Source organism: Microbacterium galbinum, assembly GCF_023101185.1.
GTDB lineage: Bacteria > Actinomycetota > Actinomycetes > Actinomycetales > Microbacteriaceae > Microbacterium > Microbacterium galbinum.
The window spans coordinates 1,143,992-1,156,680 of sequence record NZ_CP078077.1 but is presented as its reverse complement, the minus strand read 5'-3'; the positions used below and the strand labels follow the sequence as shown (position 1 = coordinate 1,156,680).

The window sequence follows — 12,689 nt, the reverse complement described above, 5'->3', positions numbered from 1 at the left end:
GAGGTGCACGTCTGCGGATGCCGATTTGATAATGGTTCTCATTAGCGTTTAAAGTGAGAGCATGAAGAAGCCCGTGATCGTTCTCGCCCTCGCATCCGTCGCCGCCCTGACGCTGGCCGGATGCTCCACCGCCGCTGCGGGAGAGGGCGCGAGCGACGACGGCACCATCACGGTCGTCGCGAGCACCAACGTCTACGGCGACATCGCCTCGACGATCGGCGGCGACCGTATCGACGTCGAGTCGATCATCACCTCCGCTTCGCAGGACCCGCACTCCTACGAGGCCACCGCCCGCGACCGCCTCACGGTGCAGAAGGCCGACCTCGTGATCGAGAACGGCGGCGGATACGACGCGTTCATCGACACGCTCCTGCAGGACGCGAACGACCCCCACGTCGTCACGGCCGTCGAGTACTCGCACGACTACCCCGGCAACGAGGCCCACGACGACCATGCCGACGAGGACCATGCCGCCGACGACGCAGCGACCGAGGCGCCCGCCGAGGAGGAGCACGACCACGAGCACGCCGAGGGCGAAGAGGGCCACGAGGGTCACGACCACATCGAGGGCTTCAACGAGCACGTGTGGTTCGACCCGCACACGATGATCCACGTCGTCGAGGCGATCTCCGACGAGCTCTCCGAGCTCGACCCCGACGGCGCCGACGAGTTCGCCGCGAACGCGGCGGAGCTCACGGCCGAGCTCGAGGGCTTCGAAGCCGACCTCGCGTCCATCAAGGCGGATGCCTCGAACGTCGACGTCTTCATCACCGAGCCGCTGCCCGGCTACCTCGCCGCGGCCGCCGGGTTCACCGATGTCACCCCCGAGGGCTTCGCGGAGTCGGTCGAGGAGGGCACCGATGTCGCCCCCGCCGTTCTGCTGCAGGCGCTCGACGTGATCGAGAGCGGCGAGGTCGCCGCTCTCCTCACCAACGCGCAGACCGGTGGTTCCGAGACGCAGCGAGTCGAGGACGCCGCGAAGGCCGCGGGCATCCCCGTGATCGCCTTCACGGAGCTGCTCGAGGACGGATCGTCGTACTCTGAGTGGATGAGTGACGCGATCCAGAGCCTCGCCGCCGCGACCCAGTCGTGAGTCGGCGCCCCGTCCTCGAGATCGCGGATGCTTCGCTCCACCGTGGAGACCGCGAACTCTGGTCGGGACTCGATCTGACGGTCCAGCCCGGCGAGTTCATCGCCGTGCTGGGCCCTTCGGGTTCGGGCAAGACCACCCTTCTGCGCAGCATCCTCGGTCTGCAGCCGCTGTCATCGGGAACCATCCGCGTCGCGGGTGAGCCCGTGCACCGCGGGAACTCGCGCATCGGCTACATCCCGCAGCAGCGCTCGCTCGCCCCCGACACGAGCATGCGGGCCCGCGACCTCGTCGCCCTGGGCGTGCACGGCAGCCGCTTCGGGTTCCCGGTGCCGCACCGCGGCGACCGTGCGAAGGTCGACCGCCTGCTCGAGTCGGTCGGGGCCGCGCACTTCGCGGATCGCCGCGTCGGACTCCTCTCCGGCGGTGAGCAGCAGCGGCTGCGGGTCGGTCAGGCACTCGCCGACGAGCCGGCCCTGCTGCTGTGCGATGAGCCGCTCTCGAACCTCGACCTCGCCAACCAGGTCGCCGTGACCGACATCATCGACCGGCAGCGCCGCGAGCGCGAGGCGGCCGTGATGTTCGTCACCCACGACATCAACCCGATCCTCGGCAAGGTCGACCGCATCCTCTACATCGCCGGTGGGCGCTTCCTGCTCGGCACCCCCGACGAGGTGCTGCAGACGCGCGTGCTCACCGACCTCTACGGCACCCCGGTGTTCGTGCTCCGCGCCGGCGACCGGCTGGTGGTCGTGGGCGTTCCGGATGCCGAGCCCCACCACGATCACGGCGACCACGAGCACGCGCACGGAGGAGCAGCATGAGGCCTCTGGTCGACTGGAGCGACGTCTTCTCGTTCCAGGACTACGGCGAGCTCGTGGCGCTGCTCTCGAACTCGATCATCGCGGGGGCCGTGCTCGGCATCGTCGGCGGACTCATCGGGGTCTTCGTGATGCAGCGCGACCTCGCCTTCGCCGTGCATGGCGTGAGCGAGCTGTCGTTCGCGGGCGCCGCGGCCGCGCTGCTGTTCGGCGGCAGCGTGGTGTTCGGGTCGCTCGGCGGAGCCCTCGTCGCGGCGATACTGATCGGCGTCCTCGGCGCGAAGGCCCGAGACCGCAACTCGATCGTGGGCGTCCTCATGCCGTTCGGCCTCGGCCTCGGCATCCTGTTCCTGTCGCTCTACGACGGCCGCAGCGCCAACCGGTTCAGCCTGCTCACCGGGCAGATCGTCTCGGTGTCGAGCCCCGACCTCGGCTGGCTCATGGGCATCAGCCTGGTGGTGCTGCTCGGGCTGCTCATCATGTGGAACCCGCTGCGCTTCGACTCTCTCGACCCCGAGTCGGCGGCCGCCCGCGGTGTGCCCACCCGTGCCGTGAGCCTGCTGTTCATGATGCTGCTCGGCCTCATCGTCGCGGTCAGCGTGCACATCATCGGCGCGCTGCTCGTGATGGCGCTGCTCGTGACCCCCGCCGCCGCCGCGATGCGCGTGACCGCGGGGCCCGTGGCCGTGCCACTGCTCGCCGCCCTGTTCGGCTTCGTCTCGGCGGTGGGCGGCATCCTGCTCGCCCTGGCCGGCACCCTGCCCGTCAGCCCCTACATCACCACCCTGTCGTTCACGATCTACGTCGTGTGCTGGGTGGTGCAGAAGGCCCGGGCCCGCGTGCGGCGGGTGCGGGTCTGACGTGAGCGACTCCCAGCCCTCGCCGATCCCCGACGCCTAGAATCGTCGGTATGGCTCAGCGGAACACCTGGCAGCGCGAACGCGTGCGCGAAGCACTCGCCGACGCGCGCGGTTTCGTGAGCGCGCAGAACCTGCACGCCTCGCTGCGCGACGACAACACGGGCATCGGCCTGGCCACCGTGTACCGCGCGCTCGCGGGTCTCGCCGCCTCCGGCGATGCCGACTCGCTGCAGAGCCCCGAGGGCGAGGCGCTCTACCGCGCCTGCACCACGCAGGGCCATCATCACCACCTGATCTGCCGCAACTGCGGACTCACGGTCGAGATCGAGGCCAAGGACGTCGAGCAGTGGGCGCACCGCACGGCCGCACTGCACGGGTTCACGGATGCCGCGCACGTCGTCGACATCTTCGGACTGTGCGCCCCCTGCACCAACAAGCGCGACGCCGAGAGGGCCGCGACCGCGTGACTCTGCTCGCCCCGCAGCGCCACGCGCACGCCCACGGCTCGACGCGGTCGCCGCGCTCGGCGTGGATCGGCGTGATCCTGGGCGCCGTCATCATCGCGGCGCTGTTCCTGGTCGACGCGTTCCTGCCTCAGCTGTTCCCGGCGTCGCTGCCCACCCGCGCGCAGGACGGGCTGACCCTCGCACTCAGCGTGCTGATCGAGGCCCTGCCGTTCGTGATCCTCGGCGTGCTGCTGTCGATCGTCGTGCAGGTGTGGCTACCGGCCGACGTCATCCACCGCTGGCTGCCGAAGCGCGCGTGGGCCCGCCGAGCGGTGCTGTCACTGCTGGGCATGCTGATCCCGGTCTGCGAGTGCGGTAACGTGCCCTTCGCCCGCGGACTCATGATGCGGGGCCTCGCGCCGGCCGAGGCGATGACCTTCCTCATCGCGGCGCCGATCGTCAACCCGATCGTGATCCTCACCACGCACGCGGCGTTCGGGTGGGACGGCGGCATCCTCGTCGCCCGTCTCGTCGGCGGCTACCTGATCGCGAACCTCATCGGCTGGATCTACAGCCGCCACCCCTCGCCCGACGCGATGCTCACGCAGCGCTTCATCGACACGTGCGACCGCGTCACCCACGAGCACGGCACCCCGGTGAAGCGCAGCCTGACGCAGTTCCTCATCGAGCTGCGCGCGGTGATGCCCGCACTCGTAATCGGTTCGGCGCTCGCCGGAGCCGTGCAGGTGCTCATCCCGCGCGACATGCTGCTCGCGATCGGCGCGAACCCGGTGCTGTCGATCGTCGCCATGATGGCGCTCGCGATGACGGTCGCAATCTGCTCGAACGTCGACGCGTTCTTCGCGCTGTCGTTCGCCTCGACGTTCTCGTCGGGAGCGCTCGTCGCCTTCCTGCTCGTCGGACCGCTCGTCGACGTGAAGATGCTCGCGCTCATGCGCACGACCTTCACGGCGCGCACGCTGCTCGGCATCGTCGGCGTCGTGGTCGCCTCGGCCTTCGCGATCGGGATCGGGGTGAACGTCCTTGTCTGAGAACACGGCCTCTGAGAACACGCCCGCTGAGCACACGCACGGCCCCTCGCGCTCCCGCCTGCGCGCCCTCGGCACGCGGTGGCTGGGCATCGGGCTCGCGACCTTCGTGTCGATCGTCACGCTCGGCCTCGGCTTCACGGGCCGCCTCACCCTCTACATCAGCCCCGAGTCGGTGTGGTTCGCGTGCGCCGCGGCGGTCGTGACCCTGCTGGGTGCGATCTGGTCGTGCACCCTGCCGCTGGGCGACGAGGCCGATCACGGTCACGATCACGGCACCGCGCACGACGACGCGGATGCCGCGCCCACCCCGCGCCGCGCCCTCGCCGCCGCCGGAGCGGTGACCGGTGGCATCCTCGCGACGGGCGTCGTCGCGGCAGCCCTCGTGCTGCCGCCGGCGTCGCTCTCGGTCGAACTCGCGATGTCGCGCGTCGGCGAGCAGACGGCGCTCTTCGCCGGCTCGGACGACGTCACGCTCGGCATCGCCGACACCTCCACCTTCGGGGTGGGGGACTGGGCCAGCGTCTTCGCGACGGCGACGAACACGGCGGCCTACGACGGGGCATCCGTCTCGCTGGTCGGGTTCGTCACCCCCGACGCGGTGAAGGACGGCGAGGTCAACCTCACGCGCATGGTCATCACGCACTGCGTGATCGACGCGCAGCCGGCGACGCTGCCGGTCGACGTCGACGCGAGCGCGTACGACACCGGACAGTGGGTCGAGGTCACGGGAACGGTGAAGACGGATGCCGACGGCAAGCTGAGCATCGTCCCCACTGAGGTCGTCGCGATCGACGAGCCGGGAGACCCGTATGAGTACTGACGACGAGCGGCCCGAGGGCCCCGCCGTCCCGCGCACGCGCGCCGAGATGCGCGCCGCCCGCGAGGCCGCCGCGGCGGTGGAGGCGGCCGAGGAGGAGTCTCGGGGCGGGGCCCTTCGACCAGCTCAGGGAGCCGGTTCCGAGGCGCCTGCGGAGGTCCCTGAACCTCCGGTTCCTGAGCGAGCGGAGCGAGACGAAGGGCCCGCGCGCCGAGCATCTTTCGAGCCGAGTCTCTCGTCGGAGGGAGACCCTTCGTCTCCTCGCTCCGCTCCGGTTCCTGAGCGAGCGCAGCGTCCTTCGTCTCGTCGCTCCGCTCCTCGCTCAGGAACCGACGGAGGGCGTTCAGCATCCGAGGCCACCCCGAAGCGCTCGCGCCGGTTCGGGATCGCGCTCGCGGCCGTGCTCGGCATCCTGGTGCTGGTGGGCGCCGGTCTCGGCGTCGTGAGCCTCACGCAGGGTCCGCGCATCACCGAGGTGCAGGTCGATCCGGCGCACGCGATCGACGCCTCGGGCAGTCGGCTCATCCTCACGGCCAACCAGTCGCTCGCGGCGATCGACCCCGCGCAGGTGACGGTCGAGCCGTCGGTGCCGTTCACGGTGGATGCCGCGGGCCGGGGCATCGGCATCCGCTTCACCGTGCCGCTCGACGACGAGACGGAGTACACCGTCACGGTCGCCGACGCGACCGGCGCATCGGGCGGGCCGAAGAACGACCTGACGACGACGTTCGCCACGCCGCCCTCGAGCATCTTCCTGCTCAACCGCAGCGACAAGGAAGACAAGATCTTCCAGACCGACCTCACCGGCGAGAACGGCGTGCCGGTGTTCGCCGCCGACAAGATCAACGACTTCCGCGCGACCTCGTCGCAGTTGGTCGTGACGGTCGAGGAGGACGACGGCTCGCACATCCTCGTGATGGACCACGACGGCGGCAACCAGCGCGAGCTGCCCCTGCCCGGCGAGGGCTACGTCGGATCGATCCAGGTGTCGGAGCGCGGCGGACTCGTCGGCTACAGCTACTCCGACCGCGAGCTCAGCGACACCGAGGGCCGCGCGAGCGTGCTCGTCACCCAGTCGCTGAACGATAAGGACTCCGAGCCGCAGGTCATCGAGGTCGGCGACACCGAGGCCAGCATCTTCGCGTGGCAGTTCGTACCCGACAGCGCCGCGGTGCTGTTCATCGACTTCGACGGCGCGCTGTCGCTCGTCGACCGCTCGAGCGATGCCGGCGTGCAGTCGCTCGGTCTGGCCGCGAACATCCAGGGCATCAGCCGCGGCACCTACACCGCGATCGTCGAGCGCCTCGACGGCACGGTCGTCGAGCTCAATCTGGCCGACGGATCGGAGCAGCCGCTCGCCGCATCGAACCCCGACTACGGCATCGCCTCGACCATCACCCCGTTCCCCGGCGGCACGCTCCGGCACGTCGTGCAGCGGAACGACCTCGGCATCCCGACCGGCCAGGCGGTCGTGAAGGTTGACGACGACGGCACGGCGAGCCCGCTGATCGAGGTCCCCTCGACGGATTCGATCCTGCAGGCCTGCGCCTCGCCCAGTGGTCAGTACGCCGCGGTGGTGATCGCCCCGAACATGACCGACAACCCCTACGACGAGATGCTGCTCCCGTTGCCGAAGAGGTTGGAGACGCACCTCATCGACCTGCGCACGGGGGACGCCATGCCGGTGCTCACCGGCTTCGACGCCTCGTGGTGCCAGACGGCCCCGCGCTTCTGACATGGTCGGCGCTCTGCACCGGGCGACCCGCGACGAGCTGAGCGGTCTGCCGGTCGACGTCGCCCCGCGACTGCTGGGCGCCGAGCTGCGCACGGTCGTCGCGGTGCCCGGTGAGCCGGCCGTCGAGGTGCGGATGCGCCTCACCGAGGTCGAGGCTTACCACGGGCAGGGCACGGGGGAGTTCGCCGATCCCGGCTCCCACGCCCGCATGGGGCGCACCGCCCGCAACGCCACGATGTGGGGCGAGCCCGGGCATCTCTACGTGTACCTGAGCCACGGCATCCACTCGTGCGTCAACGTCGTGTGCGGACCCGAGGGCGTCGCCGGTGGTGTGCTGCTGCGCGCCGGGCAGGTCGTCGAAGGAACGGATGCCGCAGCGAGCCGCCGCGGCATCGACGCGGCGCTGACGCCCCGGGTGCTGCGGGATCTCGCGCGCGGGCCCGGGCGGTTCGGGCAGGCGGTGGGGCTGAAGCATCCGCTCCACGACGGCATCGACGCGGTCACGGGCGCGGAGTGGCACGGAGCGCGCGCCGAGCTATGGCTGAGCGACGAACCGGTCGAGGTGGCGTCGGGCCCGCGGGTGGGCGTGGCCGGGATCGCCGGGACGGATGCCTTTCCCTGGCGCTTCTGGATCGCCGGCGACCCGACGGTCTCGCCGTTCCGCTGGGGCCGCGGCGCCGAGGAGGCGTCGCGTGGTGGGGCCCTTCGACAGGCTCAGGGACCCAGTTCCTGACGGCCGTTGCACCACTGGGTCGCTGAGCTCGTCGAAGCGTCCCTCCCCGGACGGGCGCCGCACCACTGGGTCGCTGAGCCTGTCGAAGCGTCCCGCCCCGAGACGCCTCACCCGTCAGGCGGAGTCGCGCCAGACGACGGGGGTGTCGAGCATGATGCCGGTGCGGGCGGCGGGTTCGTCGTCGCGCAGCTGCGCGAGCACGGATGCCGCGGCCGCCGCACCGAGTCCCTCGGCGGGCTGGTCGACCGTCGAGAGCAGGGGAGTGGTGCGCAACGCCCAGGTGCTGTTGTCGAAGCCGACGATGCCGACGTCTTCGGGCACGCGGCGACCGGCCTCGCGCAGCGCCCAGATCGCGCCGGCGGCGACGGCATCCGACGCGGCGAACACGCCGTCGATGTCGGGTGCGCGCTCGAGCAGGCGGGTCATGGCCGCGGCACCGTCGGCGTAGGAGTACAGCGGCACGGGCTCGACGAGTGCGGGGTCGAAGTCGGCGCCGAGGGCCTCGGTGAACCCGGCGAGGCGATCGGCACCCGAGTCGCGATCCAACGCCGCGGCGATCATGCCGATGCGGCGGCGTCCGGTCTCGTGCAGCCGAGACGTGATCGCGCGGGCGGCTCCGTGGTTGTCGACGCCGACCCAGGCCGCATCGACGTCGGGCGGGTGCCCGACGTAGGCGACGGGCAGGTCGAGGCGCATGACGGCCTTCGTGATGGGGTCCTGCGCGCGGGCGGAGACGATCACCGCGCCGTCGACGAAGCCGCCGTTCAGGTACCGGGCGACGCGTTCGGTGTCGCGGTCGGAGTCGACCACGAGGCACACCATCTGGTAGTCGGCCTCGGAGAGCGTCTCGTTGGTGCCGAGCATGATCGCACCGATGTTGGGGTCTTCGAGGAACAGCGCGTGCGGCTCGTGCACGATGAACGCGATGGCCTGCGTGCGCTGACGTACGAGGTTGCGCGCGGCGGTGTTGGGCACGTAGCCGACCTCGCGGATGGCCTCTTCGATCGCGGTGCGGGAGGAGTCCGAGACGTAGCCGCCGTTGAGCACGCGGCTGACGGTTCCGCGCGAGACGCCGGCCACGCGCGCGACGTCGTGCACGGTGCTGCGGCGGCGCGTCGAGGAGCTCATGATGCTCAGCCTAGCGACTGGACTTGACGTCGAGCCGGCGGACATGTGACGATGTGTGCACGTTCACAGAAAACCATCCCGATCTTCTCGTGAACCGAACTGTGCACGTGCACACATCTCTTCCGCAAAGGAGCGAAACCGAATGCCCGCCGCCGCGCCCACCCTCATCTCCTCTCTGTCCGAGGGGGAGGGTCTCGTCTTCGGATGCGACTACAACCCGGAGCAGTGGGACCGCAGCGTCTGGCCCGAAGACATCCGCCTCATGCGCGAAGCGGGCGTCGGACTCGTGGCGATCAACATCTTCGGATGGTCGACGATCAACCCGGGCGAGGGCCGCTGGGACTTCTCCGGCCTCGACGAGATCATCGCGCAGCTGCACGCCGCCGGCATCCGCGTCGATCTCGGCACCGGCACGGCCTCCCCGCCCCCGTGGCTCACGACCACGCACCCCGAGATCCTGCCCGAGGGCATCGACGGCACCGTCTTCCACCAGGGCGGCCGTCAGGCCTACTGCCCGAGCAGCCCCGTCTTCCGCGCCTACGCGGCCGAGGTCACGCGCCGCGTCGTCGAGCGGTACGGTTCGCACCCCGCCGTCACCCTCTGGCACGTCTCGAACGAGCTCGGATGCCACAACGCCCTCTGCTACTGCGAGACCAGCGCCGGCGCCTTCCGCACCTGGCTGCGCGACCGCTACGCCGACGACATCGCCGCGCTGAACACCGCCTGGGGCACCAGCTTCTGGAGCCAGCGCTACGGCTCGTTCGACGAGGTGCAGGTTCCCGCGCAGGTGCTCTCACTGCGCAACCCGGGCCAGGTGCTCGACTTCCAGCGCTTCAGCTCCGACGAGCAGCTCGCGCTGTACCGCGCCGAGGCCGAGATCATCCGCGCGCACAGCGACATCCCCGTGACGACGAACTTCATGGTCACCGCCCACATCCGCGCCCTCGACTACTGGTCGTGGACCGCCGACATGGACCTCGTCGCCAACGACCACTACCTCGACCGCCGGATCGCGAACCCGCGCCAGGAGCTCTCGTTCGCCGCCGACCTCACCCGCGGCCTCGCCGGAGGCGACCCCTGGCTGCTCATGGAGACCTCGACCAGCGCCGTCAACTGGCAGCCCGTCAACCTCGCCAAGGCCCCGGGCGAGCTCACCCGCAACGTCGCCTCGCACGTCGCCCGCGGCGCCGACGGCATCTGCTTCTTCCAGTGGCGCGCCTCGACCCAGGGTGCCGAGAAGTACCACTCCGCCCTCCTGCCGCACGCCGGAACCGACAGCGACCTGTGGCGCGGAACCGTCGAACTGGGCCGCATGCTCGAGAGCCTCGGCGAGGTCGCCGGCACCCGGGTCGTCGCCGACGCCGCGGTGCTGTTCTCGTGGGAGAACTGGTGGGCCGTCGAGAACGAGGGGCGCCCGAGCGAAGAGGTGCGCTACCTCGACCAGGTGCACGCCGCGCACACCGCCCTGGCGGATGCCGGGATCGTCGCCGACATCGTGCGCCCCGGCAGCGACCTCGACGACTACCGCCTGATCGTCGTACCGGCCCTGCACCTCGTGCGCGACGAGGAGGCGGCCGTCATCGCCCGCGCCGTCGAGCGCGGAGCGACCGTGCTCGTCACCTTCTACAGCGGCATCGTCGACGCCGAGGATCGCGTGCGCACGGGCGGCTACCCCGGCGCGTTCCGGCAGCTGCTCGGCATCCGCTCCGAGGAGTTCGCGCCGCTCGTGCCGGGTCAGAGCGTCGCGCTGAGCGACGGCTCGACGGCATCCGTCTGGAGCGAGCGGCTGCGCACGACGGATGCCGAGGCCATCGCCTCCTTCGTCGACGGGCCCTCCGCCGGTCACCCTGCGATCACGCGCCGGGCGCAGGGCGCAGGCGAGGCCTGGTACCTCGCGACCCAGCCGTCGCCCGAGGCGTACCGCGCGCTCGTCGCGCGGCTCGCCGACGCGGCGGGCATCGCCGCGGCACCCGGCGCCGGACCCGACGTCGACGTGGTGCGCCGCGTCGGAGCGGATGCCGCCTACCGCTTCGTCATCAACCACGGCGCAGACCCCGTCGAGGTCGCAGCGACCGGCACCGAGCTCCTCACCGGCTCCGCAGCCACCGGCATCATCACCGTCCCCGCCGGGGCGGTCCGCATCATCAAGGAGGATGTATGACCACCACGCTCACGGCGCCGGCGAAGACCGGCGCGGCGCCGGGTCGGCGTCGATCCCGCATCCCGCACAAGGGCGCGATCGCCTTCCTGTTCCTGCCGTTCGGCGTGCTGTTCGCGCTGTTCTACGTCGCCCCCATCGCCTACGCGTTCTGGCAGTCGCTGCTGGTCGTGCGCCGCGAGGGCACCTTCGGCAAGGCCGAGCTCGTCTTCGGCGGCTTCGCCCAGTACGTGCAGGTCTTCCAGGACTCGGCCTTCTGGAACTCGATGGGGCGGATGCTGCTCTTCGGCGTCGTGCAGGTGCCGATCATGCTCGGCCTCGCGCTGCTGTTCGCGCTGCTGCTCGACTCGCCCCTGGTCAAGGGCAAGCGCTTCTTCCGGCTCGCGTTCTTCGTGCCCTACGCGGTTCCCGGCGTGATCGCCGCGATCATGTGGGGTTCGCTGTTCTCGCCGAACCTGTCGCCCTTCACCGCGATCACCAAGAACATCGACTTCCTCGGCGCCGATCTGGTGCTCTGGTCGATCGCCAACGTCGTCACCTGGGTCTACGTCGGCTACAACATGCTCATCATCTACTCGTCGCTGCTGTCGATCCCGACCGAGCTGTACGAAGCGGCCCGCCTCGACGGCGCCGGGCAGTGGCGCATCGCCTGGTCGATCAAGATCCCGCTCGTGCGACCGGCGATCGTGATGACCGCGATCTTCTCGATCATCGGCACGCTGCAGCTGCTCGCCGAGCCGCAGGTCTTCCGCTCGTTCAGCTCGGCGGTCGCCAGTACGTTCACCCCGAACATGACCGTGTTCGCGACGGCATCCATCCCGAACACGAACCTCGCGGCGGCCTTCTCGGTCGTGCTCGCGGTGACGACCTTCGTGCTCTCGTTCGGGTTCATGAAGTACATGCAGCGCAAGGAGCAGAACGCATGACCACCGCGACGATCATCGGGGCGCGCCGCTCGACCGGACGCGCCGCACGCGAATCGGGCATCTCGCGCGGTGCCGCGATGCTCATCATGGCCGTGTTCACCGTGTACTTCCTGCTGCCGCTGTGGTGGCTTCTGGTCGCGGCGAGCAAGGACAACAGCGACATCCTCACGACGGCCCCGCTGTGGTTCGCCGACGTGAAGTTCTTCGACAACATCGTCGACCTGTTCGCCTACCGCGACGGCGTCTACCTGAAGTGGATGCTGAACTCGGTGCTGTACGCCGCGCTCGGCGGCGCGATCGCCACGCTCCTCGCGGCGATGGCCGGGTACGCGCTGGCGAAGTACCGCTTCCCGGGGCGCAACGCGCTCTTCGACATCGTGCTCGGCGGCGTGCTCGTCCCCGCGACCGCGCTCGCCCTGCCGCTGTTCCTCATCTTCAGCCAGGCGAACCTCACGAACACCTTCTGGTCGGTCTTCCTGCCCTCGATCGTGAGCCCCTTCGGCGTCTACCTCGCGCGCATCTTCGCGGCGTCGTCGGTGCCGGACGAACTGCTCGAGGCGAGCCGTCTCGACGGTGCGGGGGAGATCCGCACGTTCTTCACCGTCAGCATCCGCCTGATGACCCCGGCGCTGGTGACGATGTTCCTCTTCCAGTTCGTCGCGATCTGGAACAACTTCTTCCTGCCGATGATCATGCTGCGCAGCGAAGAGCTCTTCCCCGTCGTCTACGGCCTCTACAACTGGAACAACCAGTTGAACCAGCTCCCCGAGCTGCGCGGCCTCGTGCTGATCGGCGCCCTGCTGTCGGTCATCCCCCTCATCGTCACGTTCCTCCTGCTCCAGCGCTTCTGGCGCAACGGTCTGGGCGCCGGCGCCCTGAAGTGAGCAGGTTGCCGGGCGGATGGCCCGTCCGGCGATGCACCA

Annotated in this window: 12 protein-coding genes; 11 read left to right on the top strand and 1 reads right to left on the bottom strand. The window is 70.1% G+C overall.

Going from position 1 to position 12,689, the window contains the following annotated elements:
• Positions 1 to 61 precede the first annotated feature (61 nt).
• The 8 genes from KV396_RS05720 to KV396_RS05685 all read left to right on the top strand — a co-directional run bounded on the left by KV396_RS05720 (position 62) and on the right by KV396_RS05685 (position 7,554).
• Positions 62 to 1,093: a metal ABC transporter solute-binding protein, Zn/Mn family gene (locus tag KV396_RS05720; protein ID WP_247957151.1), complete on the top strand. Its 1,032-nt coding sequence runs from the start codon at positions 62 to 64 to the stop codon at positions 1,091 to 1,093.
• Positions 1,090 to 1,914, top strand: coding sequence for a metal ABC transporter ATP-binding protein (locus KV396_RS05715; RefSeq protein WP_247624211.1), 825 nt, complete (start codon positions 1,090 to 1,092; stop codon positions 1,912 to 1,914). Before KV396_RS05720 ends, KV396_RS05715 begins: the two co-directional genes overlap by 4 nt.
• A complete protein-coding gene (locus tag KV396_RS05710; protein ID WP_247957150.1) occupies positions 1,911 to 2,771 on the top strand; it encodes a metal ABC transporter permease in 861 nt (286 codons plus the stop codon). The genes KV396_RS05715 and KV396_RS05710 overlap by 4 nt, the downstream gene beginning before the upstream one ends.
• A gap of 50 nt (positions 2,772 to 2,821) precedes the next feature.
• Complete coding sequence (locus KV396_RS05705; protein WP_247624213.1) at positions 2,822 to 3,238, top strand: Fur family transcriptional regulator; 417 nt, start codon at positions 2,822 to 2,824, stop codon at positions 3,236 to 3,238.
• Positions 3,235 to 4,269: a permease gene (locus KV396_RS05700; protein WP_407665575.1), complete on the top strand. Its 1,035-nt coding sequence runs from the start codon at positions 3,235 to 3,237 to the stop codon at positions 4,267 to 4,269. The genes KV396_RS05705 and KV396_RS05700 overlap by 4 nt, the downstream gene beginning before the upstream one ends.
• Positions 4,262 to 5,089, top strand: coding sequence for a TIGR03943 family putative permease subunit (locus tag KV396_RS05695; protein WP_247957149.1), 828 nt, complete (start codon positions 4,262 to 4,264; stop codon positions 5,087 to 5,089). Before KV396_RS05700 ends, KV396_RS05695 begins: the two co-directional genes overlap by 8 nt.
• A 397-nt stretch (positions 5,090 to 5,486) precedes the next feature.
• A complete protein-coding gene (locus tag KV396_RS05690) occupies positions 5,487 to 6,821 on the top strand; it encodes a hypothetical protein (RefSeq protein ID WP_247957148.1) in 1,335 nt (444 codons plus the stop codon).
• A 1-nt stretch (position 6,822) separates the two neighbouring features.
• Positions 6,823 to 7,554: a DNA-3-methyladenine glycosylase gene (locus tag KV396_RS05685; protein ID WP_247957147.1), complete on the top strand. Its 732-nt coding sequence runs from the start codon at positions 6,823 to 6,825 to the stop codon at positions 7,552 to 7,554.
• A 114-nt stretch (positions 7,555 to 7,668) separates the two neighbouring features.
• Here KV396_RS05685 and KV396_RS05680 read toward each other — a convergent pair whose 3' ends face one another.
• Entirely contained in the window at positions 7,669 to 8,682 is a 1,014-nt protein-coding gene (locus tag KV396_RS05680) for a LacI family DNA-binding transcriptional regulator (protein WP_247957146.1), read from the bottom strand.
• A 142-nt stretch (positions 8,683 to 8,824) separates the two neighbouring features.
• Here KV396_RS05680 and KV396_RS05675 point away from each other — a divergent pair, with 142 nt between their 5' ends.
• From KV396_RS05675 to KV396_RS05665, 3 genes are read left to right on the top strand one after another with little or no spacing between them, the layout of a single operon-like run.
• On the top strand, positions 8,825 to 10,843 hold the full coding sequence (locus tag KV396_RS05675; protein WP_247957145.1) for a beta-galactosidase: 2,019 nt from the start codon (positions 8,825 to 8,827) through the stop codon (positions 10,841 to 10,843).
• Positions 10,840 to 11,766, top strand: a complete 927-nt coding sequence (locus tag KV396_RS05670; protein WP_247957144.1) for a carbohydrate ABC transporter permease — start codon at positions 10,840 to 10,842, stop codon at positions 11,764 to 11,766. Before KV396_RS05675 ends, KV396_RS05670 begins: the two co-directional genes overlap by 4 nt.
• The gene (locus tag KV396_RS05665) at positions 11,763 to 12,650 is read left to right on the top strand and encodes a carbohydrate ABC transporter permease (protein WP_247957143.1); all 888 of its coding nucleotides are present in this window, start codon (positions 11,763 to 11,765) and stop codon (positions 12,648 to 12,650) included. The genes KV396_RS05670 and KV396_RS05665 overlap by 4 nt, the downstream gene beginning before the upstream one ends.
• The last annotated feature ends 39 nt before the right edge of the window (positions 12,651 to 12,689 follow it).